Raw genomic sequence first — 25,316 nt, 5'->3', positions numbered from 1 at the left:
GCGTGACAACACGTCGGAGCGCCCGCCGTCTCTTGCTTGCTGTAGACCATCTTCCTCTGCCTCTCGTCGGTGGCCCATGCGGGCCGCGTCACGGCCCGCGCGGTGCGGCAACTTCTGCCCAGCCATCGCGTCCGTGAATCACGTCGTCATGATGACTCGGCAGTTCTTCCTGCCGCGACCGTATTTCCGGCGGCCCCGTTCCGCCTCCTTTTTTTCTTGCGTTTCGCCTGGTCAGAGCGTTCGGTTCACTGCGCGCCGAACAGTTCGAGCAGGTCCGTCTTGGCGAACATGCGCGCCGTGTCGACGGCCGAGGGGGTGCCCGCGGCCGGATCGGCGCCGGCCGCCAGGAGGACCCGGATGACGGCTTCCTCACCCTTGAAGACGGCTCCGGCGAGCGGGGTCTGGCCCCGGTCGTTGACGCGGTCTGCCTCGGCGCCGCGCTCCAGCAGGGCGCCGACCGCCTCCGCGTGACCGTGGTAGGCGGCGAGCATCACGAGCGAGTCGCCGCGGTCGTTGGTGAGGTTGGCCGGTACGCCCGCGTCGACATACGCCGCGAGCGCCTCCGTCTCGCCGCGTCGCGCCAGATCGAAGATCTTGGTCGCCAGCTCCACGACCTCGGGGTCGGGGGCTTCGCTCATCGGCCGGACCGCCTCTCACTGCAACCGTTCGGGTGAATCGACAGGGTACTGGCTCCGGCGGCACATGACAGGCACCGCCCGCAGTAAAGATCACAAAGGGTACATCGGGAGCAACAGACCAGCTCAGGCGGCCCAAGACGGCTCCACCACGTGAGTGAAATCAGCCTGAATTCACCCACTTGCACCTTTTATCGTATGGATACATGCTGTGATCCTGGAACAACTCATGGTGACTGTCCCCACGAACCAGGAGAGCTCAAATGATTCTGTCCATGTCAGGCGTCGTCCTTCTCGGCATCATCGTCTTCCTCTTCTTCAAGAAGGACGGACTGAAGGCGTCGCACGCCCTGGTGGCCGCACTCTTCGGCTTCTACCTCGCGAGCACGGCCATCGCGCCGAGCATCAAGGCCGGCGGGGAGAGCCTGGCGGGCCTCCTCGGCGGGATCAAGTTCTGACGACGTCCCCCCACCTCGTACGCACCTTCAGGAGACAGCAGTGGCTCGGCGCCCTCTCCCCCGCATCCTCAGCAACGGCAACGCACAGATCGCCAAGAGCCGGGAGCTGGCCCGGACGGCAGCCGACAGCGCCACCGATGTCCTCCATCCACTGATCACGGTCACCCGTGGACTGCGCCGGCTGGCAGCCGCCGGACGGCGCAAGTGGGCCGCCACCCCCAAGGACCGGCGCGGGCCGCTGCTGTTCCTGGTGGCCTCGGTGATCCTGGTCGTGGCCCTGGTGCCGTACGGACCGCTGCTCGCCGTCATCAGCCTGATGGCGGCGGCAGCCTGGACCGGCCGCGACGGCACCCCACCGCCCCCGACCGGTCCCGACGAGGCACAGACGGAACGTCTCCAGTCCCTCTACGACGCCCTCGTCCCGTACTTCTCCGCCGCCGAGGACCCTGATCCCCTCTACGCCCACGGCGGCGACTGGGAGAAGGCCTTCGACGCGTACGACTTCGACGACGACGGCCGCGTCTCCCGTCTCCTCATCCACTACCCGGCGTACTTCACGGACGGCGAGCCGGACTCCCGCGCCCGTATCGAGCAGCTTCTGCACGCCAAGTCGGGCCGCGGCCGTGAGTACCACTTCGACTGGGACGAGGAGGGCAACGAACTCGACGTCACGGTCCTCCCGCCCCTCCCCACCGACATCGCCGCCCAGCGCTTCGTCACCGCCCCCGGCGAGACGGTCCTCGGCTTCACCGATCCGGCCGACGTCCAGCGCACGCTCCCCCTCACCCACGGCGAGGAACAGCGCGACGTTCCGCCGGTCGTCTGGCGCACGGGTGCCCGCTCCACCGAACCGCACCTGCTGATCGCGGGCGAACCGGGCACCGGCACGACCACCCTCCTGCGCTCCATCGCCCTGCAGTCCCTTCAGTACGGCGATGTCGTCATCGTCGACGGCGGAGGCACCGGCGAGTACGCGTGCCTGACCGGGCGCGCCGGCGTGCTGGCCGTCGAATGTTCGGCGACCGGGGCGCTCGGCAGTCTGGAGTGGGCGGCGCACGAGACGGAGCGGCGGCTGATCGCCGCGAACCGCGCCCGCCAGGCCGGGCATCCCGCCCCCGACGACACCAAGAACCCGCTGTGGATCCTGCTGGACCGGCCGAGCGCGCTCGGTCACCTGGCCGCCGCCGACGGACGCCAGGACCCGCAGGCCCTGCTCCAGGTTCCGCTGCGGCACGGCCGCGCGGCGGGCGTCACGGTCGTGGTCGCCGAGCACGTCGAGCACCTCGACTTCCTCAGCGAAGCGGTACGCCGGCACACCCGCGCGCGCGTGGTGCTCGGGCCGGCCTCGGCCGCCCAGCTGGAATCGATCCTGGGAGCGCCCCCGCACACCACGCCGACCCGGGACGTCCCGCCCGGCCGCGGCTACGCCCGCCTGGGCACGGGGCCCGTCCTGCGCCTCCAGGTCCCGGCCACACCGGACCCGTACGACGACGCGACGAGCGAGACACACCGGCGTGCGGTGCTCGACCTCCTCCCGGAGCGGACCACTCCGGGAGACACGAAACAGGTGCCCTCGGAGGTCGCCGGGGTCGCAGAAGTCGCGGTGGCGGAGGGGTAGGGGCACCTCCCACCTCCCCCAAGGTCTTCGCGCGTGCAGACCGGACGGGCCGGAGACTCCTGACGAGTCTCCGGCCCGTCCGCCGTCCGGCCCGTCCGCCGCCTGTACCGCTCCGTCGCCCGTGCCGCTCCTGCCTCCGAGCCGCTACGCCACGAACGTCCGCGGTCCCTCGTCCCCTCCGCTCGCGCCGGTCTCCACCAGCCGGGCCGCCGCGGCCAGCCGCGTCGCCGCCTCCTCCGCGACCGCCCCGCCCACGGTGAACGGCAGCCGCACATATCCCTCGAAGGCGCCGTCCACGCCGAACCGGGGCCCCGAGGGCACGCGCACGCCCACACGCTCGCCGACCTCGGCCAGCCGCGACCCGGACAGACCGCCCGTGCGCACCCACAGGGTGAGGCCCCCGTGCGGCACCGAGAACTCCCACCGGGGCAGCTCTCTGCGGACGGCCGCGACGAGGGCGTCGCGGTTCTCGCGGGCCTGGGCGCGCCGGATGTCGACGGCCTGCTCCCAGCCCCCCGTGCTGAGCAGCCAGTTCACGGCGAGCTGTTCCAGCACGGGCGTGCCCAGGTCGGCGTACGCGCGCGCGGCGACCAGGCTGCGGATGACGTCGGGGGCGGCCCGCACCCAGCCGATCCGCATTCCCGCCCAGAAGGCCTTGCTCGCCGAGCCCACGGTGATCACGGTCGAACCCGCCGGGTCGAAGCCGCACACGGGGCGCGGCATCTCCAGGCCCTCGTCCAGGTGCAGTTCGCTCATCGTCTCGTCGACGACCAGGACGGTGCCCGCCGAGCGCGCCGCGTCCACGAGGCCGCGCCGCTGGTCCTCGCCGGCGAGCGCCCCGGTGGGGTTGTGGAAGTCGGCGACGACGTAGGCGAGCCGGGGGGCCGCGTCGCGCAGGACCTGGCGCCAGCGGTCCATGTCCCAGCCGGCCAGCCCCTCGGCCATCGCGACGGGCACCAGCCGGGCACCGGCCTCGCGCATCAGCTGGAGGATGTTGGCGTAGGAGGGCGACTCGACGGCGATGCGCTCGCCGCGGCCGGCGAAGAGGTGACAGATCGCGTCGATCGCGCCCATCGCTCCGGTGGTCACCATGATCTGTTCGGGCATGGTCGGGATGCCGCGAGCCGTGTACCGCTCGGCGAGCATGGCGCGCAGCGCGGGCAGTCCGGCGGGGTAGTCGCCGTGCGTGTGCGCGTACGGCGGCAACTCCTCCAGGGCGCCCCGCACACTGCGGGTCAGCCACGGCTCGGGGGCCGGGAGCGCCGCGCAGCCGAGGTCGATCATCGAACCGAGGGTCTCGGGAGGCAGCGGTTCCAGACCGCGCGCGGGCAGCGGATTTCCGGCGGGGACCGCGGTCCAGCTGCCCGCTCCCCGGCGGGACTCCAGGAAGCCCTCGGCCCGCAGTGCCTCATAGGCCGCGGCTACGGTCGTACGGCTGACGGACAGGGCCAGCGCCAGCTCCCGCTCGGCGGGCAGTCGCGCGGCGACCGGCACCCGCCCTTCGAGCACGAGCAGCCGGACACCGTCGGCGAGCGCGCGATACGCGGGCGGACGACGGGTGCCCGGGCCCGCGGGGCGCTCCTGCTGGGAGTTGAGGAGCCGGGCGAGCTGTGCGGCCCCCACCGCCGAAGTCCACTGCGCCATGATTCCAGTCCACCTTCCCCGAATTGGCCATGGATGCGGCCACTTCTCAAGCCACAGAGTGTCATGCGCCAGGCCACTACCACCACTGGGGGGCATCCCGTGTCCACACGTTCCGAGTCCGCACCTGCCGAGGCTCCCGGACCGGGGCGGCTTCCCCGCCGCCTCGTCCAGCTCTACGCCGGCCTCGCCCTGTACGGCGCGAGCTCGGCGCTCCTCGTGGAAGCGGGTCTCGGACTGGAGCCGTGGAACGTACTGCACCAGGGTCTCGCCGAGCTGACCGGTCTGACCATCGGCGTGGTGTCGATCGTCGTCGGCGCCGCGGTGCTGCTCCTGTGGATCCCGCTGCGCCAGCGCCCCGGCCTCGGCACCGTCTCCAACGTCTTCGTGGTCGGCATCGCCATGGACGGCACCCTCGCGCTGGTCCCGGACGCGCACGCCCTGGCCGTACGGATTCCGCTGCTGGTGGCGGGCATCGTGCTGAACGGTGTGGCGACGGGCCTCTACATCTCCGCCAGCTTCGGCCCGGGCCCCCGCGACGGTCTGATGACGGGACTGCACCGGCGTACGGGCCGCTCGGTCCGTCTGGTGCGCACGGTCCTCGAAGTGGCCGTCGTCGCGACCGGCTTCGCGCTCGGCGGCACGGTCGGCGTCGGCACCGTGCTGTACGCCGTCGCCATCGGGCCCCTCGCCCAGCTCTTCCTGCGCGTGTTCGCCGCCCGTCCGGCACCGGCCGGCAGCGCCGTCGTCGCCACCGGTCAACCGGAGCGCGCCATACTGCCCGGGTGAGCACCCGCACCCTTCACCCGTACCTCGACCATCCCGGCCCGATCCCCTTCGCGCACCGCGGCGGGTCGGCGGACGGTCTGGAGAACACACTGACCCAGTTCCGGCGGGCGGTGAACGCCGGATACCGCTACATCGAGACCGATGTGCACGCCACGGCGGACGGCAGGCTGGTCGCCTTCCACGACGCCGCCCTCGACCGGCTGACGGACGGCACGGGCCGGATCGCGGACCTCCCCTGGGACGACGTGCGCCAGGCGCGCGTGGCCGGCCGGGAGCCGGTGCCCCTCTTCGAGGAGCTGCTCGAGACCTTCCCCGACGTGCGCTGGAACATCGACGTCAAGGCCGAACCCGCTCTCCTCCCGCTGCTCGATCTGATCGGCCGCGGCGACGCCTGGGACCGGGTCTGCGTCGGTTCGTTCTCGGAGGCGCGCGTGGTGCGCGCCCAGCATCGTGCCGGGCCGCGCCTGGCCACGTCCTTCGGCACCCGCGGAGTGCTCAACCTGCGGCTGCGCTCGTGGGGCGTGCCCGCCGCGGTACGCCGCTCCGCGGTCGCGGCCCAGGTGCCCGAGACACAGTCGGGTGTGCCGGTGGTGGACCGCCGCTTCGTACGGGCCGCCCACGCGCGCGGGCTCCAGGTGCATGTGTGGACCGTGAACGAACCGGAACACATGCACCGGCTCCTGGACCTGGGAGTCGATGGCATCATGACCGATCACATCGACACGCTGCGCAAGGTCCTGGAAGACCGGGGCACCTGGTTCTGAGCCTCCTCGCGCGGTCCGTTCCACGGGGAAGTGAGGGGCACGGGTGAGCACGGAGACCGTGCGGGCGCGGGTGGCCGAGGAGGCCGCCGAGCGCCGCCGAGAACAACGCGGCTGGTACTTCTACGACTGGGCCTGCTCCGTCTATTCGACGAGCGTGCTGACCGTGTTCCTCGGTCCCTATCTGACGGCGGTGGCCAAGCACGCGGCGGACGCGGACGGATTCGTCCATCCCCTCGGGGTCCCGGTCCGCGCCGGTTCCTTCTTCGCTTACGCGGTCTCCGCCTCCGTCATCGTGTCGATCTTCGTGATGCCGATGGCGGGCGCGGCCGCCGACCGCACGGGCCGCAAGAAGCCGCTGCTCGCCGCGGCGGCCTATCTGGGCGCGGGAGCCACCGCGGGCATGTTCTTCCTGGACGGCGACCGCTATCTGCTGGGCGGACTGCTGCTGATCGTCGCGAACGCCTCGCTGGCCGTGTCGATGGTCCTCTACAACTCCTACCTGCCGCAGATCGCTCCGCCCGAGGAGCGCGACGCCGTCTCCTCACGGGGCTGGGCCTTCGGATACGCGGCGGGCGCACTGGTCCTGATCGCGAACCTGATCCTGTTCACGGCCCATGGCAGCTTCGGTGTCTCCGAGTCGACGGCCGTGCGGATCTGTCTCGCCTCGGCGGGCGTCTGGTGGGGCGCCTTCACCCTCGTACCGCTGAGGCGGCTGCGCGACCGCCGTACGGCCTCCACCGGGCAGGCGTCCGCGCACGGATGGCGGCAGCTGGCCGCCACGGTGCGCGACATGCGGGGCAAACCGCTCACACTCTCCTTCCTGCTCGCCTACCTCATCTACAACGACGGCATCCAGACGGTCATCTCGCAGGCCTCGGTCTACGGCTCCGAGGAGCTGGGTCTCAGCCAGTCGACCCTGATCGTGGCCGTACTCCTGGTCCAGGTGCTCGCGGTCGGGGGCGCACTCGGCATGGGCCGGCTGGCCCGCACGTACGGCGCGAAACGCACCATCCTCGGCTCGCTCGTCGCCTGGACGCTCACCCTCGGCGCCGGGTACTTCCTGCCCGCGGGCGCGCCCGTGTGGTTCTTCGTCCTCGCCGCCGGCATCGGACTGGTCCTGGGCGGCAGCCAGGCGCTGTCGCGCTCCCTGTTCTCGCATCTCGTACCGAGCGGCAAGGAGGCCGAGTACTTCTCGGCCTACGAGATGAGCGACCGCGGAATGAGCTGGCTCGGCCCGCTGCTGTTCGGGTTGACCTACCAGCTGACGGGAAGTTATCGGGACGCCATCATCTCGCTCGTGGTCTTCTTCGCCCTCGGATTCGTCCTGCTCGCGCGGGTCCCGATCCGGCAGGCGATCCGCGACGCGGGCAATCCCGTACCCGACAGGATTTAGCGCCCGGCGCCAAAGAGCGGTAGTGTACGCGTTTGGCCTGCCAGGCGTACCGTTACTGCGCGTCAATGATACTGAAGCGTTGGGTGACATCTGATGCCAGATGTGACAAACCGGGCGACGGTGGGTACAACAAGGGGCGGCTACGACGGCGACGCAGGACCCGGAACGGGAATCTTTACCGCCGACCGGACGTTGACCGGATGACGACGACAGCGACACCTGTCCTGTGGGCGACAAGCCCGGGAGGCACGATTCATGAGTGAGCGAGCTCTTCGCGGCACGCGCCTCGTGGTGACCAGCTACGAGACGGACCGCGGCATCGACCTGGCCCCGCGCCAGGCCGTGGAGTACGCATGCGAGAAGGGCCATCGATTTGAGATGCCCTTCTCGGTCGAGGCGGAGATTCCGCCGGAGTGGGAGTGCAAGGTCTGCGGGGCCCAGGCACTCCTGGTGGACGGCGACGGCCCTGAGGAAAAGAAGGCCAAGCCCGCGCGTACCCATTGGGACATGCTGATGGAGCGGCGCACCCGAGAGGAGCTCGAAGAGGTCCTCGCGGAGCGCCTGGCCGTCCTGCGCTCCGGCGCGATGAACATCGCGGTGCATCCGCGGGACAGCCGCAAGTCCGCGTAACCCCTCCAAGGGTTGAGCGGCATACACAACGCACGCCGAGACCGCGGGCACCGTACGTCAAGTACGGGGCCCGCGGTCTCGTGCGTTCCGGTGAATTCCGGGCCACCGTTTCCCGCAGCCCGGCCGGGCCCTGTCGGCCGGGCGCGCTCCGCGTCGAGCGAGTCGGCCCGACCTGGCGCCCACGGCCGGAGACATGGCGAGCGGCCGGGTGCCATCGCGCCCAGCCGCTGGTTCTCGTACGCCGGCCCGGGCCGGCGTGGCGTCCAGCGACCCGGCTCCGCCCGGCGGTCGTCCCGCGCCGGGCGCCGTGGTGTCTAGCCGTTCAGCGGCGGATAGTGACCGCCGGGCTCGCGCGGGTCCTCGTTCCTGATGACCTCGCCCTGGACCACCTTGCCGTCGGGACGGTGGATACGGGCCTGCTGGAAGGCGTCGCCGACGGTTCCGGGGGCGGCCGCACGCATCCTGCGCTCGATGGTCCGCTCCGCGTAGCGGCTGAGGCCCTTCTGGACGGGCGGAACCAGCAGGAGCAGGCCGACCGCGTCGGAGATCAGGCCCGGGATCATCAGGAGCAGGCCGCCGAGCATCATCAGGCCGTTGCCCCGGCCGCCCTCGCTCGTGGGCGTGACACCGCTCTGCGCCTGTTGCAGCGTCTGGCTGAGGTTCCTGAAGGCGCGGCGGCCGGCCCGCTTGATCACCACGGCGCCCAGCACGAACCCGGCGACCAGCAGCAGGAACACCGTGAAGCCGCTCGTGGCGCGCGCGACCATCGTCAGCAGCCAGATCTCCAGCACCAGCCACACCGCGACACCGAGCGGCAGGAAGGTACGCAGCCGCGAGCGCCGCGGGCGGGCGGGGTGGGTGGTGGGGGTCGGAGCGCCTGTCGTCATGCTCCCAGTGTGCCTGGGCGTGCCTCAGTACGGGATAAGCGGATGATCAGTCCCCGTTGGGGAACCGAAGCGAGCCGGGCCCGCCCAGGGGCGTCGGGACGGCCCGTGGGCCGGTCCCGCGTGTCAGGACCGCTTGCGGCCCGCGATCCGCCCGACCCGCTCCCCCACACCCCATGTGGTGACGCGCCACAGCGCTTCCACGAGGATGTCGCGGCTCATCTTGGAGTCGCCCAGCTCGCGCTCGACGAAGGTGATCGGGACCTCGACGACGTGGTAGCCGGCCCTCACCGCGCGGCGGGCCAGGTCCACCTGGAAGCAGTAGCCCTGGGAGGCGACCTCACTGAGGCCGAGTCCCTGGAGGGTCTCGGCGCGGAAGGCACGGTAGCCGCCGGTCACGTCCCGGATCGGTACGTCGAGCAGCACGCGGGAGTAGAGGCTGCCGCCGCGCGAGATGAACTCGCGGGACTTGGGCCAGTTCACCACCCGGCCGCCGGGAACCCAGCGCGAACCGAGCACGAGGTCGGCGCCCTTGAGGGCGGTCAGCAGTCGGGGAAGTTCCTCCGGCTGGTGCGAGCCGTCGGCGTCCATCTCGATGAGCACGCCGTAGCCGTGCTCCAGGCCCCAGCGGAACCCCGCGAGGTAGGCGGCGCCGAGCCCTTCCTTGCCCTTGCGGTGCAGCACCTGGACGTAGTCGTCATCGGCCGCCAGCTCGTCGGCGAGCTTGCCCGTGCCGTCGGGGCTGTTGTCGTCCGCAACCAGCACGTGCGCCTCGGGCACGGCGGATCGCACCCGGCCGACGATCTTCTTGATGTTCTCCGCCTCGTTGTAGGTCGGAATGATCACCAAGGCCGTGCCGAGCGGGCCGAACTGCCTCCCCTGGGCTTCCGCCGCGAGGGTCCCGTCGCCGTCGTTCACTGCTGCCCCTTCGTATCCGTACGCAGGGGTCCACCATAGTGCGCCCAACCTGCGCTGCTGCGTCGCAGTGTCCTCACGGGGGTGTCGAATCCGCAGGAGCCGGGTAGGAGCCGACGCTCCGAGGCGGAAACCGCGTGCTGCGGATCGGGGCCCGGCGCCCTTCGGGCCGACCAGGGACCCGCTGGCTGCGGGTCGACCGAAAGCCGTTGTCTACTGAACGTCCGGGCCCCACCCGGGTCGCACCTGCCGACTTGTCGGAACGTTCCCTCGCCCCGTGGCGCGAGCGCTGGGCCTGGCTGCCAGTGGCGATGCGCCGATGCGGCACACCACCCCTGACCCAGCGGCGCTGCGAGGCCGCGCGGAAGTTCCCCGGTCGGCCGTCCGGTGGTGGACCCGGCCGAACCTACCGGCCACCTGCCATCGGCTGTCAACACTGGCTTGATCTGCGCCTTTTCCCTCAAAGCCCTGGTCAGCCCCGAGGTTGCGGGGGTCGCGCGACGGCGTGTCGCGCCATGATCGCAACCCGGGAACCCCGGGACATCACTCGTTAGGCCGTACGAATACCGTCCGTCCGCCGACCACGGTGCGCAGGCAGACGGGCAGGTCGTTCCCGGGGGTCAGATCCGGGAGTCCGGGGGTGCCGGAGCGGGGGTCGGTGGACCAGCGCGCGACCCGGTCGTCGGGGGCCTGCACCACGAGCTCGTCGGTGCGCCACACGGCGTAGTCCGCGGGCGCGCCCGGCACCAGGACGCCCGCGTCGTCCCGTCCGACGGCCCGCCAGCCGCCTCGCGTATGGGCCGTGAAGGCGGCGCGCACGGACACCCGGTGCTCGGGCGTCCGGTGGAAGGCGGCGGCACGGACGGTGCCCCACGGATCGAGCGGGGTGACGGGGCTGTCGGAACCGAAGGCCAGCGGCACACCGGCGCGCAGCAGGGCCGCGAAGGGGTTGAGCGTGCGGGCCCGTTCGGCGCCCAGGCGCTGGGCGTACATGCCGTCCTCGCCGCCCCACAGCGCGTCGAAGGCGGGCTGCACGGAGGCGGTGAGGCCGAGTTCGGCGAAGCCCGCGACGGTCTCCGGGGTGAGCATCTCGGCGTGCTCGACGCGGTGCCGGGCGGCACGCACGCGGGCCAGGCCCACCTTCTCGGCGGCGACGCGGACACCTTCGACCACGGAGGCCACCGCGGCGTCCCCGATGGCGTGGAAGCCCGCCTGGAGGCTCGCCTCGGTACAGGCCACCACATGCGCGGCGACGGCGTCGGCGTCGAGGTGGACGACGCCCGTGTGGCCGGCGTCGAGGTACGGCTGGTCCAGGCAGGCGGTGTGTGAGCCGAGGGAACCGTCGACGAAGAGGTCGCCGGCCGCGCCGACGGCGCCGAGGGCCCGTGCCCGGTCGACATCGCGCTCCGCCCAGTAGCCGACGACCCGCGGTGCGGGCTCGGCGGCGGCGAGCCGCAGCAGGCCGGTGAAGTCGTCCTCGGAGGAGATCTCGGGGCCCGCGCACTCGTGCACGGAGCCGATGCCGAGCGAGGCGGCGTGGGCGAGCGCGGCGCGCTGGGCCTCGGTGCGCTGCTCGTCGCCGACCGCGCCGAGGGCCGCGGCGCGCACCGCGTGGTGGGCGTCACGGGTCAGCGGACCGTCGGGCGCGTAGCCGGCGCGCGCCGTGACGCCGGGAACCAGGTCCAGGAGCGCGCTGGTGGCCACCGCGGAGTGCACGTCGATGCGGGAAAGGTAGAGCGGGCGCCCGCCGGTCGCCCCGTCGAGTTCGGCGCGGGTCGGGGGGCGCCCGCCGGGCCAGCGGGCCGCGTCCCAGCCGTGGCCGAGCAGCACCCGGTCGGCCGGACGGGCGGCCGCGAAGTCGCGGACGAGGGCGAGCGCCGCGTCCAGGGACGGCGCGTCGGACAGGTCGAGGCCGGTGAGCGCGAGCCCGGTGGCGGTGGTGTGCACATGGGCGTCGGTGAACGCCGGGGTGACCAGGGCGCCTTCGAGGTCCACGACCTCGTCGACCCCGTCGGCGAAGGCGTCGGCGGCTCCTTCCGAGCCGACCCAGGCGACTTGTCCCCGTTCCACCACCATGGCGGTGGCGAAGGGATCGGCGGGGCTGTGGACTTCTCCACCGCGCAGCAGCACGGTGTCCGACGGGGCGGTGCTCTCACTCATGGAAGACAGTCTCGCGCCTGCCGGCGACCGGTCGTCGCCGGGGTGGGCCCGGCGCGCCCGCCCCGAGGGGTTCCGTGTGGCGTCCGCGCGGGGCCGCGTGAACGCCTGCGCGGGACTCCGCGGCCTCCCTCGGCAGGTCCGCGGGCCGCCCCGATGCGCTCTGCCCGAACGCCCGGAGCCGCCTGATGGGCTCTGCTCGACCGCCCGGAGTCGACCCGCATGGAGCCCCCACAGGTCTGCACGTCGGCCTCGGGCGCTTCCGCGCGGTCGCCCGGATGGATTCCGCGCGACCAACCCGAGCGGGTCTGCCGGACCGCCCGGAGCCGGTCCGGATGGCCGCTCGCGTGGGCCTGCGCGCCGCCTCGGCCGGGTCCGCGAGGACGCGAGGACGATTCCGCGCGGTCAACCCGGGCGGGCGACGGGCCCACGCGCTCGCCCGACGCAGGTCCGCGTGGCCGTCCGTGCGGATGCCCACGGGCACCTCGACCACGTCTGCGTGATTACCCGGGCGGGATCCGCGCCGGGCGGCGTGCGGGCCGCGCAGCGTGCGCGCCGGGCAGCGTCCGGGCCGGGCAGCGTCCGGGCCGGGCAGCGTCCGGGCCGGGCGGGTCTGTCAGATGCGCGGCGGTCGGGACTCGTACGGCGTCGACAGGACAACCGTCGTCCGCGTCGACACGCCCGCGAGCGCCCGCAACCGCCCGAGGAGTTCCTCGAGTTCGTGCGGAGTCGAGACACGCACCTTGAGGATGTAGTTCTCGTCGCCCGCGACACTGTGGCAGGCCTCGATCTCCGGGACGTCGGCGAGACGTTCGGCGATGTCGTCGGGGGCGCTGGGGTCGAAAGGTTTTACCGAGATGAAGGCGGTCAGGGGCAGCCCGACGGCCTCCGGGTCGACGACCGCGGCGTAGCCACGGATGACACCGCGCTGCTCGAGCCGGCGCACCCGCTGGTGCACGGCGGACGTGGACAGGCCCGTGGCCTTGCCCAGGTCGGTGTAACTCATCCGCCCGTCTGCGACGAGCAGCTGCACGATCTGTCGGTCCAGCTCCTCCATGACGCAAGAACCTACAGGCCGTTGATCCCCCCGGATACCTCAGCGGTGCAGGTCATACCCGCTTTGTGATGTGGCTTAGAGTCAGTCGCGCGCCACCCGGCCGACAAATTCCGCCGGGCCAGGCACCTGCGGTCGGCATGTGACGAACGACACATGGCTGCAACCGGGTCCGTGATGTTCACGTGATTACCGCAGAGACGGGACGGGAAGTGCTTGCTGTGGTCGAGGTCGCAGTGCCTTGTCGGCCCACCCGAGGGGGAGAATCCCATGCAGAGTCTTAAGCGCCCTGGTCGTACCGCGCCCAAGCGGCAGCAGTCCGTTTTCGAGTCCGAGCCGGAGGGTGTCGAAGCCGACGCCCTGGACGGCGACGAGTTCGACGCGTACGACACCTTCGAGATGTACCGGGTGATCTGCCCGGACTGCGCGCAGCCGATCGCGCTGCTGGCGGACGAGGAAGTTCTTCCGGAGCACGCGCTGTGCGCCTCTCCGTGGAACCCGTTCGGGCTCACGGTCTGCTCGGGCACGGGCCGCACGGCCACCGAGGCGCGTCCGGCGGACGAGTCCGCGGAACTCCAGGAGCAGCACACAGCACTCCTGTTGACGCTCCCTCAGGGCCTCGACTGGCGGACGCAGCCGTTCTCCCACGTGGGTGGCCCGGGCTCGCGCCCGATGCGCGTTCCCGATATGCGGAGCCAGGCCGCCTGAGCGGTCCGCGCGCTCAGCGGGCGACGCCCGGTTCACCCCAGTAGCTGCCTTGCACCATGGCCCGCAGGCTGCCGTGGTGCAGGATCAGCGTGTCCGGGTCCGGGGGGAGGGTCACCTCGCCGAAGTGCGCCTGGCGGTAGGCGATGCGCAGCATGACGATCGCGTGCCGCAGGGCGGCGTACAGCGTGTGGAAGTCCATGTCGCGCGGGGTGTGGCCGGTGAGGCGGGTGTAGCGGGCCTCGACGCGGTCGCGGCGCAGGAAGCCGGGCAGCCCCGGCTGTCCGAAGCCCACGGTCAGGTCCTGGAAGAAGCGGTGCAGATAGACGATCCAGCCTAGGTCGACCTCGCGCGGGGCCGGCGCCGCCATCTCCCAGTCGAGCACCGCGACGGGGTCGAAGCCGTCGTAGATGACGTTCCCGATGCGCGCGTCGCCCCAGTTGAGCACCGCCTCGCCCTCGTCGCGCGGCCAGAGCGCCTCCAGCCGGTCGAAGGCGCTCTCGATCAGCGGCGAACGCGACCGCCCGTCGATCACCCATGCGTAGTAGGCGCGTTGGGCGGCCACATGGCGGCGCAGCGGGCTGCCGTCTCCGGGCAGGGCGAGGAAGTCGGCCTCCTTCAGGGGGACTTGGTCGTGCAGCCGGGCGAGGAGCCCGATCGAGGCCGCCTCCAGGTGCTCGCGTTCGGGGTCGCTCGCCGCGTGCAGCCAATTACCTTCGTACGTATAGGGCATGACGTCCGGAGGCACGCGCCCGGCGATGCGTTCCATCACGAAGAACGGCGCCCCGAGTGGCCCGGGGTCCTCTTCCAGCCACAGCACCCGCGGCACCGGCAGATCGCTGCGTTCGCCGACCAGGCGCATCGTGCGGTACTGCCGCACCATGTCGTACACGGGGAACACGCTGTACGCGGCCGGGTCCGCGGCGAGTCTCAACGCACAGGCCCGCAGCGGCGGTTCGGGGTGTTCGACGGTGAAGAGCAGGGTCTCGCTGGACATGCCGTTGGACTCCGGGACGGTCACGTCGACCGCCTCGGCGCCCGGGAGGCGGGTGTCCAGCCAGGCGGTGAGCCGGCGCGCGAGTTCCTCGGGGTCACGGGTGGTCGTACGCGGGCGGGGTGCCGTGGACATCTCGCCACTCCTCTCAGGGCGCGACCGAGTCGAACCCGGTGAAGCCGCTCGGATCGTGGCGGCCGAACGAGCCGTGCTCGAAGATCCCGTACCCGACCTGACCTTCGAGGGTGAAGCGGGCGGCATGGTCGGTCACCCCGTAGCCGGCGAGGGGCTGGGCGGCCGGATCGGAGAGGTCGTAGACGCGGCGGTCGGTCCAGGCACGGCCGCGCCAGGTGCCGTGCTGCCAGTCGTCGGCCGGCGGATATCCCGCGCCGACCGCGAGCGGGGACGAGGCAAGCACCTCCACCCCCAGCTCCAGTGGCTTGCGGTCCAGGGGACGGGTGAGGTGGAGGACGGCCGAGGTGGGCTGCCGGGTACCGGAACGGTAGGTGATGTCGGCCTGGGGCCAGCCGAGTTGGAGGTCCCGCTCGCCGTCGCGCACGAGAGTCGCGTCGTTGAGCGAGCGGTACCCGTCGGCGTCCTCCTGGACGACGACCATCAGGAAGCGGTCCTCGAAGCGCACCGGGCACCAGATCCAGTGGAATCCCTCGGTCGGGTTCTCGGCGGCGAGCCGGCCGCCCTCCTCCCCCGGGATCGGGCGCACCCCCCAGCTGCGGTCCCGGGTGCCGGTCCACTCCCCGGGGCCGACGGGTATCTCCTCGCCGCCGACGCGTATGACGCCCTCGACACCGCCCGCCTGCGCGAAGCGGCGGCCCTCCAGGGTGAGCCTGCCGCCGCGGCGCTGAACGTGGTGCGGCTCCCAGAGGGCGGGGAAGTCGGCGGTCCAGGTGATGTCGTACGACAGGGTGTCGTCGTCCGAGCGGAGCCGCAGCCGGCGCAGTGGCTCCTCGACCGTGATCCGCAGGGGCCCCACGGCCAGGTTCATCCGGTCGTCGCCGAGCGCGTCGGACGCCCGGACCGCGTGCAGTGCGTCGCCGAGGCGCAGCGTGGCGTACGCGTCGATCACGCCGACGTTCGGATAGACGCCGAGGCCGAGGATCAGCAGAGCGCGGCCCCGGTGGTCGAGGACGTGGAAGATGCAGCGGTCGTACGCGTTCCGGTCACCGCTCGCGACATGCTTCATGGACAGCGGGACCTGGTGCACGGGGTATTCGTCGAGGGGGACGGGGCGGTCGTCGGTCACGTCAGGCCTCCCAGGGAGCGCGGCAGTCGACGTCGCCCGGAGGGTACGGCCCCCGGCGGCAGAATTGACGGTACGTCAGACATGCCTCCTCGACCAGACAGCGCACTCCGCGGGCGAACCCCCAGGGGGTCCACCGCGAACGCACGCCCGATTCCGTGGGCGGGTGACCTGACGCCCGCCCGGGCGTTGCCCCGGTATGAGCCCCACACCCTCCGCGACCGGGCGTCGACACCGGATCCTCATCCCGGCCCCGGGAGAGTCGGTTCACCGGGTACCCCTCGCGCCACCGCCCCCGCCGGTCCAGGATCCGCCCATCTACCGTGCCCTGATGCGCGCCTGGGCCGATCGCGGCCGCACACTGCCGGGCCGCCACGACCCCGAGTGGGTGCGACTGGCGGCACCGTCGGTGATGTACGGGTACGGGCAGTTCGGCGCGAACGCGGAGCCGCGGGTCGAGGCGCGCTTCGTCCGTGTCCGGGACCCGCGCGGCGAGGGACAGTTCAACGCGTCCCGCGACCCTCGGAACGAGTTCGGCGTGAACCAGGACCCGCGCGCCTAGGCCGTGTCCGGCGTGCGGGCCGGGACCCGCGAGGCGACGTCAGCGCGGGCCGGGACCCACGAGGTGGCGCGCGATGACCATGCGCTGGATCTGATTGGTGCCCTCCACGATCTGGAGGACCTTCGCCTCGCGCATGTACCGCTCGGCGGGGAAGTCGGCCGTGTAGCCGTACCCGCCGAGCACCTGGACGGCATCCGTGGTGACCTTCATCGCGGCGTCCGTGCACAGCAGCTTCGCCATGGCCGCCTGCTTGGAGAAGGGCCGGCCGACGTCGCGCAGCCGTGCCGCGGCCAGGCAGAGCGCACGGCCGGCCTCGACCTGGGTGGCCATGTCCGCGAGCATGAAGCGCAGCCCCTGGAAGTCCGAGATCCTCCGCCCGAACTGGCTCCGGCCCGTGGCGTACGCGACGGCCTCGTCCAGCGCGGCCCGGGCCACCCCGACCGCGCAGGCCGCGATGCCGAGCCGTCCGGAGTCGAGCGCCGACAGGGCGATGGCGAAACCCTGGCCCTCGTCGCCGAGGCGCCGGTCATCGGCTACCCGCACGCCGTCGAAGTGGACCTGCGCGGTCGGTGAACCCTTCATGCCCATCTTCCTCTCGGGGGGCGCGGCGCTCAGCCCCTCGGCGTCGCCGGGCACCAGGAAGGCCGTGATGCCGCTCGGGCCCTCGCCGCCGGTGCGCGCGAACACCGTGTAGAAGTCGGCCACCCCGCCGTGCGTTGTCCACGCCTTGGTGCCGGTGATCACCCAGTCGTCCCCCTGGCGCACCGCCGTCGTCCGCAGGGAGGCGGCGTCCGAGCCCGAGGACGGCTCGGAGAGGCAGTACGCGCCGAGGAGGCCGCCGCCGAGCATCGCGGGCAGATGACCGGCCCGCTGCTCCCGGGTGCCGTAGTTCGCGAGGGCGTGGCAGGCGAGGGTGTGGACGCTGACACCGAGACCGACGGTGAGGCGGGCCGCGGCGAGTTCCTCGAGAACCTGGAGGTAGACCTCGTACGGCTGGGAGCCTCCGCCGTGTTCGGAGTCGTACGGCAGTCCGAGCAGTCCGGATTCCGAGAGCAGCCGGAAGACCTCGCGCGGGAAACGCCCGGCGTCCTCCTCCTCGGCCGCCTTCGGGGCGATCTCGCGCCGCGCGATGTCACGGACGAGCGAGATCAGCTCCCGGGCCTCGTCCGTGGGCAGTTGGCGGTCCACCGGCGCCGGGACGCGGTCGGGCATGGTGACGGTCCTCCCTGTTCGGGTACGAAGGCGAACGCGCACCCGAGTGGGGCGGCGCCGCCGGGTCTCACCCGGCACGGCCGATGCTCCCGGTCCGGATCGCCGAACCCGCCGATCAGCGGCTGTGGCGCGGTGAGTGTGCCCGAACGGAGGCACCCCCTCACCGGATGACGTCCGTCCGCCGACCACGTGGCGAATTGGTCCGAACCATTGACGCAATGGTCTAGTCCTCCTACTGTTCCCTCAACGCCTCACCGCGTTCATGCCAATGGCGATCGGCAGGCCGCCACGCGGCCGCCGGAAGGTCACAGCACCATCCCCCACGCTCCCCTCCCCCACGAGGAGAACCGATGCTCAGACCGCACCGATCCCGCGCCCTCCCTCAGCTCCTCGACTCCGTTCTCCCCAGGGGCACTTCACTCCGGGCACTGGTGTCCGCCGCGTGTTGCGCCGTCCTCGGAGCGGGACTGCTGGCCGGCGCCGGCACGGCGACGGCCAACGAGACCGGAACAGCGGCCACCGCGCGCACCGTCGGCACGGAGAGCGCCGCCGCGGCCGGTTCCAAGGTCGTCGGATACTTCACCGACTGGGGCGTCTACGACCGGAACTACCACGTCAAGAACGTCGAGACGTCCGGATCCGCCGCCAGACTGACCCACATCAACTACGCCTTCGGCAACGTCACCGGCGGCAAGTGCGCCATGGGCGACGCCTACGCGGCGACCGACAAGGCGTACACCGCCGACCAGTCCGTGGACGGCACCGCCGACACCTGGGACCAGCCCCTGCGCGGCAACTTCAATCAGCTGCGCAAGCTGAAGAAGAAGCACCCGAACCTCAAGGTCCTCTGGTCCTTCGGTGGCTGGACCTGGTCGGGCGGCTTCGCCGAGGCCGCCAGGAACCCGGCCGCGTTCGCCCAGTCCTGCTACGACCTGGTCGAGAACTCCAAGTGGGCGGACGTCTTCGACGGCATCGACATCGACTGGGAGTACCCCAACTCCTGCGGCCTGTCCTGCGACACCAGCGGCAGGGCGGCGTTCAAGAACCTGATGTCGGCACTGCGGGCGAAGTTCGGCAGCGGCAACCTGGTCACCGCGGCGATCACGGCCGACGCCACCGCGGGCGGCAAGATCGAGGCGGCGGACTACGCGGGCGCCGCACAGTATGTCAACTGGTACAACCGATGACGTACGACTTCTTCGGCGCCTTCGACGCGGACGGCCCGACAGCCCCGCACTCGCCGCTCAACTCGTACACCGGTATTCCGAAGGCGGGTTACTACACCTCGGCGACCATCGCGAAGCTCAAGGGGCTGGGTATTCCAGCCTCGAAGCTGCTGCTCGGCATCGGCTTCTACGGACGCGGCTGGACCGGCGTGACCCAGGCGGCGCCGGGCGGCACCGCGACCGGCCCGGCGGCGGGCACCTACGAGCAGGGCATCGACGACTACAAGGTGCTCAAGACGAAGTGCCCCGCGACCGGCACGATCGCCGGCACCGCGTACGCCAAGTGCGGCGGCAACTGGTGGAGCTACGACACCCCGTCGACCATCGCGGGCAAGATGAGCTACAAGAACGCGCAGGGCCTGGGCGGCACCTTCTTCTGGGAGCTGAGCGGCGACACCTCGAACGGCGAGCTGATCAAGTCGATCAACTAGGACAGGTCCCAGCCTTCGGCGAAGGCGACTTGGGGCGGACACCGGCCACGGTGTCCGCCCCTTCGCCGGCCGCCCGGGCGGGGCTCGGCCCACGACGTGCGCGCCCTCGCCGGCCCACCCCCCGCCAAGGGGCCCGCCGTTCGGTCAGCCGTCCCTGCGGGCGTCGGGCGGGGCCGCGTACGAGGGGTCGAGCTCCTCGACGGCGCGCATCGTGCCGCCCAGCATCTTCACCAGCAGTTCGCGCATCGTCTCGCGCGGCAGCGTCTGATGGCCGATCCAGTCGAGGGTGGCTCCCTCCACACTGTGCAGCCAGCCCAGCAGGGCCATCCGCGGCAGCGGTCCGGTCCGGCCCCTGCCGTACGCCCCTTCGGCGATCGTCTCGACGATGGCCTCGCGCACACCCTCCCGTATCGCCTGCACCTCGGTGTCGAAGCCCACGCCACCGGTGATGATCGTGCGATAGGCGGCCTGGTTGTGCTCGGCGTAGCGGAGATAGCCGTCGATCGTGCGGTGGACCCGCTCCACCGGAGGCAGCTCCAGACCGTCGGCGGCCCGCGAGACCAGGTCCGCGACCGAGTCCTCGACGATGGCGAGGTAGTAGCCGCGCTTGGACTTGAAGTAGTAGTAGATCAGCCCCTTGGCGACATGCGCCTGACGTGCGATGTCATCCATCGACAGCGCGTCGTACGACGTGTCGGCGAACAACTTCCGTCCGATGGCGATGAGTTCGGCGCGGCGCGCCAAGGAGCGGTCGGTGCCACGCGCTCGGGGGCGGCCGACGCCACTCTGTTGACTATTATTCAATTTCGGCCCTGGTCTCCAACTGCCGACGGAACATGCGCAGTATGGCAGAACCATGCCGACCGCTCATTCGGGTGCGATCGGCAACCGGTCACCGCGGGGCGGGAGGCGGCGGCCCTTCCGCGGGGCGGCTGACCCGGCCGTTGCGGGCGGACCGCCGTGGGCATCTCGCCGCGATCGCCGCGGGCTCTCCGGGGCGTGACGGCTCAGAGCAGACCGAGCTGCGTCACCAGCATCGCCACGACCACCACGAGGACCCAGCCCACGACGTGCTCGAGGATCTTCGGGCCGTCGTCCTTGGGGCCGCCGGTGCGGGCGCGGAGACGAGGGGCGGTGACGGAGCTCGCGGTCATGGCATCTCGCTGACGTAGTCGTGCGGTGGAACCCCCGCCTCCCGTCGGCTCCCCACCGACCCGCCCACCTTGCCACCGGAGCCGCTTTCACCGGTAGAGACCTGGGTCACGTCCACGCTTCGACCACCTTCGAATCCCGCCGGAATCCACAACGGTGCGCTCCGAGTGTGCGTCTCATCACACGGTTCTGGTCAGCCAACCGAAAGGTCCCCGATGAGCACGTTCCGGACGCCCCGCCGCAGAGCTCGCCTCGCCCTGGCGGCGGCGATCACCGTGGCGGCCGCCTTCACGGGTCCGGTCTCACAGGCCGCCTCCCCACCCTCCGACGTTCCCTCCCCGGGAGCGCCGGGGCTCGGCGACCCGGTCTTCCCGCTGGACGGCAACGGCGGCTACGAGGTGAGCCGCTACACCCTCGACTTCGACTGGCAGGCGCCGAGGACACCCTTCGAGGCCTCCACGACGATCAGGGCGACCGCGACCCGGTCCCTGTCCCGCTTCGATCTGGACTTCGCCGGCAACACCCTGCACACCGTGACCGTGAACGGCGGACCGGCCGTCGCCGAGCGCGACGGCGACGAACTCGTGGTCACCCCGAAGACGCCCCTCGCCCGGGGCAGGGCCTTCACGGTCGTTGTCACCTACACCGCCGACCCGACGCAGATACGCCACCGCGACGACGCGATCGAGGACTACGGCTGGATCCCGACACCGGACGGCACGGTGCTCTATCCGCAGCCGAACGGCGCCAAAATGATCTTCCCGTCGAACGACCACCCCAGCCGGCGGGCCCCGATCACCTTCCGTATCACCACCCCGGCCGGGCTGACGGCCGTGGCCAACGGCAGGCTCACCGACCGCGCCGAGCGGGCCGACGGGCGCGTGCGGTGGACGTACGACTCGGAGCAGCCGGTCGCCACCCAGCTCGCCCAGCTGGCGATCGGCCGGTTCACCCTCGTCGACAGCGCGGGACCGCACGGACTGCCGATCCGTGACGTGGTCCCGGACGACCTGGTCGCCCCGACCGAGCAGTACCGGGGGCTCACCGCAGAGCACATCGCGTGGCTGGAGGAGCGGCTGGGCCCGTACCCCTTCGACCGGTACGGCCTTCTCGTCGGCGACACCGACCTGGGTGTGGCCCTGGAGACGCAGACGCTCTCCCTGGTCCCCAAGGCCGACCTGCTCGGCGACCGGGTCGACGCCGAGCGCAACCTGGTCCACGAGCTGGCCCACCAGTGGACCGGCGACAGCGTCGGCATCACGACCTGGTCCGACCTGTGGCTGAGCGAGGGCCACGCCCGCTTCTACGAGCGGCTGTACTCGGAGGAACACGGCGGAGTGAGCTTCGAGGACACCATGAGGACGGCGTACGCGAGCCACGACCAGTGGCGCCACGACTACGGCGCCCCGGCCGGGCCCACCGAGCCGAATCTCTTCAAGCGCATGCGCTACGACGGCTCGGCGCTGGTGCTGTACGCGCTGCGCGAGAAGGTCGGCCAGAAGACGTTCGGAAGGATCGAGCGGGCCTGGGTCACCAAGTACCGCGGCAGGACCGCGGGTACCGGGGACTACATCGCCCTGGCCTCGAAGGTCGCCGGCCAGGACCTCGACGGCTTCCTGCGCCCGTGGCTGTACGGCGCGAATACCCCGCCGATGCCGAACCACCCGGACTGGGTGGTCGATCCGGTCCAGGGCTGAGCCCGGACGGGCGGCCCTCCTTCCCGGGGGCCGCCCCTCCGGTCACCGGACGCCGACCGCCGCGAGCGCCTTGCGCTGCCGAGCCGAGGGATGTGCCGGGAAGTACAGGTAGCAGACCCCGCCGGTGCCGGAGACGACCTTCCCGGAGGCGTTGTAGCGCTTGGTCCGCAGCCAGACGGTCTCCCACTCGGAGCGCTTGTAGACCCTGCGCACCGCCTCGTCACCGGGTGACGCCGGGTCGTTGGCGATCACATCGCCGTCCGCGGTGAACCCTATGACGGTCATGAGGTGGCCCGAGGTGCCGTAACCCGCGCCCGTCAGCTCGGACTTGAGGAACGACTGGGACGTTATGGCCGGGATGCCGGCGGCGATCAGCGTCTCCAGGTCGGTGAGCGAGCCCAGCCGGGTCACCACGCCCTGGAGGTCCTTGTACGTCGCCGCGTAGGCGGCGTTGAAGGGCCAGTTGCCGCAGCCGGCGTACTGGTAGTCGTAGGTGAAACGGGCCGCGTGGCACACCTGCGGGTCGGTGTACGCCGGGTCGACCCAGGCGAGTTGCTCGGCGGTGGGCCTGCGCCCCCAGTACTCGATGATCATCTCCGAGGAGGTGGGGCTGCACCAGGCCTCGCCGCCGTTGTCGTACTCGGGGTACTGGCCGGCGTGGATCTCCTGCGAGTAGCGCGGCACCCTCAGCTCCTGGGCCAGCCCCGGGGTCGAGGCCGGGACGGTGAAGCGGTCCGGGATGTCGGACCCCATCGCGCCGAGCCGCCACACGGTGGGCGTGATCCTGGAGCCCGGGGTGCGGTAGAGGGTCAGGCGCAGCCGGTACGAGACGAGGCGCAGGCCGGAGGCCGTGTCGTCGATGGAGAAGGTGTCCGTCCAGATGCTGCTGCGGCCGTCGCTCTGATCGTCCACGGAAGTGCGCCGGATGTCCTGTTCACCGGCGGCCCAGCGGCCCATCACGTACCAGGGGGTGTCCGTGCCGTCCGAGTACGCGCCGGTCAGCTCCACCTGTAGCCAGGTGCCGGCCGGGGTGTGCGCGTTCCAGGAGGCGATGGCCTCCGTGGAGGGGACGGCGAGCCGGTGGACCGGTGAGGTCCAGGTCGCGTACTCCCAGGCGGCGGTCCTGCCGGTGTGCGGGTCGGTGTAGTCCGTGGTGCCGGCCGGGGAGACCATCACCAGGCCGGGACGCGCGCCCGGCGCGGCCCGCGTGCCCCGCGCGGTCCCACCGCGCCAGTCGCTGTACGAGGTCCAGGCGCGGTTGTCGACGAGACCGCCGGACGCCTCGGCCCGGCGGGCCGGTGCGGCGGCGGCCGACGGGCCCGCGGCCCCCACCGCTGCCGCGGCGACCGCGGCGGCCAGAACGATTCTGCGGGACGGCTGTTCGGCTCTGCTCATGGGTGGAGAACCCCCAGGTGTCCGGAACGGGCGGGCCCAGTGCTCGGTTGTGCGCCAACTATGGACGCCGGAGGCCGACTTCTGCCAGCACTTCGGCCCGTGCCGCGCCACCAATATTGGTCGGGACCACTGGCATGACCTGCGACGCCTCGGCCCCGGCGGGCGCCGGGGCCGAGGATGACGGTCGATCAGACGAGGTCCATGGCGGCGACCTCGTCGGGGCGGCCGTAGCTGACGGGACCCTGGAAGCGACGGCGCGCCGTGGCGAACCACCACACCGTGGCGATGATCAGCACGACGGCCAGGGCGATCGAGGCGTAGTTGAAGGTGTCCCCGGTGATCGGCGAGACCTGCGGCAGCATGAAGAGCACGCTGCTGGCGAGGATCCAGGTCACGGCCACCCAGCCGACGGGCTTGCTCCAGCGGCCCAGGTGCCAGGGGCCGGGCTGGAATTCGTCGCCGAGCCGCAGCCGCAGGAAGATCGGCACGGCGTAGGCCAGGAAGAGTCCGACGACGTTGACGCTGACGATGGCGGTGAAGGCGGTGTGCGACCACCAGCCGGGCAGGACGAGGACCAGCGAGCAGGCGACGGCCAGCCAGACGGCCTTGACGGGTGTACGGGTGCGCGGCGAGACGGAATGCCACCAGCGGGAGCCGGGCATCGCGCCGTCCCGGGAGAAGGCGAAGATCTGCCGGGTGTTGCTGGTCAGGTTGGCCAGACCGCAGAAGAGCATGGACCCGATCACGATCAGCAGGATGAGCTTCGCCATGCCCATGCCAAGCCCATCGATGAGGATCTGCACGGGCGGCGCCGACGAGCCGGCCACCTGGTCATAATCATGGATGCTGTACACGAGGGCGAGCATCAGGATGAGTCCGGTGATCGCCGAATAGCCGATCGCGCGGGTGATCCCCTTCGGCGCGTTGACCGTGGCCCGCACCGTCTCCTCGGACATGTGGAAGCTGCCGTCGAAGCCGGTGAAGGTCCAGCTGGTGACCAGCAGACCGAGCATCCCTCCGTAAAGCCCGTTCGTGAAACCGGTGTTGTTCGCGAAATGCGTGACGAACGAGGCCGACTGATGGTCGTCGGGCATCACGATGAGTGTGCTCACGATCACTACGAGCCCGATCAGCAGCCACCACACGGAGATCCGGTTGAGCAGGGCGACCAGCTGGACGGTGTAGGTATTGGCCAAACCCTGGAGCACGATGATCAGAGCCGTGATCAGGACCGTCTGCTGCGCGGTCGGCTCGTACGAGTGCCACTGCAGGGCGACGAACGCCTGGATGAAGGTGGCGGCCGCGTATCCGGTGGCGGCCGTACCTCCCACCTGACCCACGAAATTCAGCCACCCCGTGTACCAGGACCAGGCACCCTTGTGCCGCTTGGCGAGCTTCCCGGCGGAGAAGTAGAGCGCCCCGCTGGTCGGATAGGCGGAGGCGACCTCCGCCATGGCCGCGCCGATGAAGAGCACCATCACGGAGACGCCGATCCAGCCGAACACGAGAATGCGCGGACCGCCCGCGTTCATTCCGAATCCGAAGGACGAGAAAATACCCGAAATAATGTTGATGATGGTGAAGGAGATCGCGAAATTGTCGAACGCCTGGAATCGGCGGGTGAGTTTTCGCGGATATCCCATCGCGTGAAGCGTCGCGTCGTCGTCGAGGGCGACCGAATCCTCTCCGGTGCGGACTCTCCGGCGTGGGGCCGATATTCGTTCTGACACGAGTGACCTTTCTCTG

At 71.3% G+C, this 25,316-nt stretch carries 22 protein-coding genes and 1 pseudogene; 10 read left to right on the top strand and 13 right to left on the bottom strand.

All coding sequences use genetic code 11. The annotated features are described in order from the left end of the window. Positions 1–245 precede the first annotated feature (245 nt). Positions 246–638 (bottom strand): ankyrin repeat domain-containing protein, encoded by a 393-nt coding sequence (locus ACWD68_RS15575; protein WP_451806945.1) that lies wholly within the window; start codon positions 636–638, stop codon positions 246–248. Between the two features lie 260 nt (positions 639–898). Between ACWD68_RS15575 and ACWD68_RS15570 the strand changes: the two genes are divergently transcribed. Together ACWD68_RS15570 and ACWD68_RS15565 are read left to right on the top strand one after the other, a co-directional pair. Beyond that, on the top strand, positions 899–1,093 hold the full coding sequence (locus ACWD68_RS15570; RefSeq protein ID WP_037621052.1) for a hypothetical protein: 195 nt from the start codon (positions 899–901) through the stop codon (positions 1,091–1,093). A gap of 40 nt (positions 1,094–1,133) precedes the next feature. After that, on the top strand, positions 1,134–2,711 hold the full coding sequence (locus tag ACWD68_RS15565) for an ATP-binding protein (protein WP_451806944.1): 1,578 nt from the start codon (positions 1,134–1,136) through the stop codon (positions 2,709–2,711). 144 nt (positions 2,712–2,855) lie between these two features. On the opposite strand, the gene ACWD68_RS15560 is transcribed toward ACWD68_RS15565, so the two are convergent. Further along, positions 2,856–4,355, bottom strand: a complete 1,500-nt coding sequence (locus ACWD68_RS15560) for an SCO1417 family MocR-like transcription factor (RefSeq protein ID WP_451806943.1) — start codon at positions 4,353–4,355, stop codon at positions 2,856–2,858. Between the two features lie 63 nt (positions 4,356–4,418). On the opposite strand from ACWD68_RS15560, the gene yczE reads away from it, so the two are divergent. The 4 genes from yczE to ACWD68_RS15540 all read left to right on the top strand — a co-directional run bounded on the left by yczE (position 4,419) and on the right by ACWD68_RS15540 (position 7,928). Further along, positions 4,419–5,141, top strand: a complete 723-nt coding sequence (gene yczE, locus ACWD68_RS15555) for a membrane protein YczE (RefSeq protein WP_451806942.1) — start codon at positions 4,419–4,421, stop codon at positions 5,139–5,141. After that, positions 5,138–5,905 (top strand): glycerophosphodiester phosphodiesterase, encoded by a 768-nt coding sequence (locus tag ACWD68_RS15550; protein WP_451806941.1) that lies wholly within the window; start codon positions 5,138–5,140, stop codon positions 5,903–5,905. The genes yczE and ACWD68_RS15550 overlap by 4 nt, the downstream gene beginning before the upstream one ends. A 43-nt stretch (positions 5,906–5,948) precedes the next feature. Then, entirely contained in the window at positions 5,949–7,298 is a 1,350-nt protein-coding gene (locus ACWD68_RS15545) for an MFS transporter (protein WP_451806940.1), read from the top strand. 255 nt (positions 7,299–7,553) lie between these two features. After that, complete coding sequence (locus ACWD68_RS15540) at positions 7,554–7,928, top strand: RNA polymerase-binding protein RbpA (protein WP_030677841.1); 375 nt, start codon at positions 7,554–7,556, stop codon at positions 7,926–7,928. A 314-nt stretch (positions 7,929–8,242) separates the two neighbouring features. Here ACWD68_RS15540 and fxsA read toward each other — a convergent pair whose 3' ends face one another. The 4 genes from fxsA to ACWD68_RS15520 all read right to left on the bottom strand — a co-directional run bounded on the left by fxsA (position 8,243) and on the right by ACWD68_RS15520 (position 12,941). Then, complete coding sequence (gene fxsA, locus ACWD68_RS15535) at positions 8,243–8,815, bottom strand: FxsA family membrane protein (RefSeq protein ID WP_451806939.1); 573 nt, start codon at positions 8,813–8,815, stop codon at positions 8,243–8,245. A gap of 123 nt (positions 8,816–8,938) precedes the next feature. Continuing rightward, a complete protein-coding gene (locus ACWD68_RS15530) occupies positions 8,939–9,730 on the bottom strand; it encodes a polyprenol monophosphomannose synthase (RefSeq protein WP_451806938.1) in 792 nt (263 codons plus the stop codon). A gap of 540 nt (positions 9,731–10,270) precedes the next feature. After that, positions 10,271–11,887, bottom strand: coding sequence for an amidohydrolase (locus ACWD68_RS15525; RefSeq protein ID WP_451806937.1), 1,617 nt, complete (start codon positions 11,885–11,887; stop codon positions 10,271–10,273). Between the two features lie 613 nt (positions 11,888–12,500). After that, positions 12,501–12,941 carry an Lrp/AsnC family transcriptional regulator gene (locus tag ACWD68_RS15520; RefSeq protein ID WP_385698471.1) on the bottom strand — a complete coding sequence of 147 codons (441 nt, stop codon included), beginning with the start codon at positions 12,939–12,941 and terminating at the stop codon, positions 12,501–12,503. 267 nt (positions 12,942–13,208) lie between these two features. Here ACWD68_RS15520 and ACWD68_RS15515 point away from each other — a divergent pair, with 267 nt between their 5' ends. Then, complete coding sequence (locus tag ACWD68_RS15515) at positions 13,209–13,646, top strand: hypothetical protein (protein WP_451806936.1); 438 nt, start codon at positions 13,209–13,211, stop codon at positions 13,644–13,646. Between the two features lie 13 nt (positions 13,647–13,659). Here the strand turns inward: ACWD68_RS15515 and ACWD68_RS15510 are convergent, their stop codons facing one another. Next, entirely contained in the window at positions 13,660–14,772 is a 1,113-nt protein-coding gene (locus ACWD68_RS15510) for a phosphotransferase family protein (RefSeq protein WP_451806935.1), read from the bottom strand. A 13-nt stretch (positions 14,773–14,785) separates the two neighbouring features. Further along, a complete protein-coding gene (locus ACWD68_RS15505; protein ID WP_451806934.1) occupies positions 14,786–15,898 on the bottom strand; it encodes a hypothetical protein in 1,113 nt (370 codons plus the stop codon). A 328-nt stretch (positions 15,899–16,226) separates the two neighbouring features. Between ACWD68_RS15505 and ACWD68_RS15500 the strand changes: the two genes are divergently transcribed. After that, positions 16,227–16,457, top strand: a complete 231-nt coding sequence (locus ACWD68_RS15500) for a hypothetical protein (protein WP_451806933.1) — start codon at positions 16,227–16,229, stop codon at positions 16,455–16,457. Between the two features lie 39 nt (positions 16,458–16,496). On the opposite strand, the gene ACWD68_RS15495 is transcribed toward ACWD68_RS15500, so the two are convergent. Then, positions 16,497–17,669: an acyl-CoA dehydrogenase family protein gene (locus ACWD68_RS15495; protein WP_451806932.1), complete on the bottom strand. Its 1,173-nt coding sequence runs from the start codon at positions 17,667–17,669 to the stop codon at positions 16,497–16,499. 350 nt (positions 17,670–18,019) lie between these two features. Between ACWD68_RS15495 and ACWD68_RS15490 the strand changes: the two are divergent. After that, positions 18,020–19,326, top strand: a pseudogene (locus tag ACWD68_RS15490) (glycoside hydrolase family 18 protein). A gap of 144 nt (positions 19,327–19,470) precedes the next feature. On the opposite strand, the gene ACWD68_RS15485 reads toward ACWD68_RS15490, so the two are convergent. Then, the gene (locus ACWD68_RS15485) at positions 19,471–20,130 is read right to left on the bottom strand and encodes a TetR/AcrR family transcriptional regulator (protein WP_451806931.1); all 660 of its coding nucleotides are present in this window, start codon (positions 20,128–20,130) and stop codon (positions 19,471–19,473) included. A 203-nt stretch (positions 20,131–20,333) separates the two neighbouring features. After that, positions 20,334–20,480, bottom strand: a complete 147-nt coding sequence (locus tag ACWD68_RS15480; protein ID WP_451806930.1) for an SCO1431 family membrane protein — start codon at positions 20,478–20,480, stop codon at positions 20,334–20,336. A gap of 213 nt (positions 20,481–20,693) precedes the next feature. Between ACWD68_RS15480 and ACWD68_RS15475 the strand changes: the two genes are divergently transcribed. After that, entirely contained in the window at positions 20,694–22,175 is a 1,482-nt protein-coding gene (locus ACWD68_RS15475; RefSeq protein WP_451806929.1) for a M1 family metallopeptidase, read from the top strand. Positions 22,176–22,217: 42 nt separating this feature from the next. On the opposite strand, the gene ACWD68_RS15470 is transcribed toward ACWD68_RS15475, so the two are convergent. Beyond that, entirely contained in the window at positions 22,218–23,570 is a 1,353-nt protein-coding gene (locus ACWD68_RS15470) for a peptidase C39 family protein (RefSeq protein ID WP_451806928.1), read from the bottom strand. A gap of 188 nt (positions 23,571–23,758) precedes the next feature. Further along, positions 23,759–25,300, bottom strand: a complete 1,542-nt coding sequence (locus tag ACWD68_RS15465; RefSeq protein WP_451806927.1) for an amino acid permease — start codon at positions 25,298–25,300, stop codon at positions 23,759–23,761. Between the last annotated feature and the right edge of the window lie 16 nt (positions 25,301–25,316).

It is taken from the genome of Streptomyces sp. NPDC005141 (genome assembly GCF_053599975.1).
Note: the sequence above shows the minus strand (reverse complement) of the source record. Positions and strands in the feature narration are given on the sequence as shown.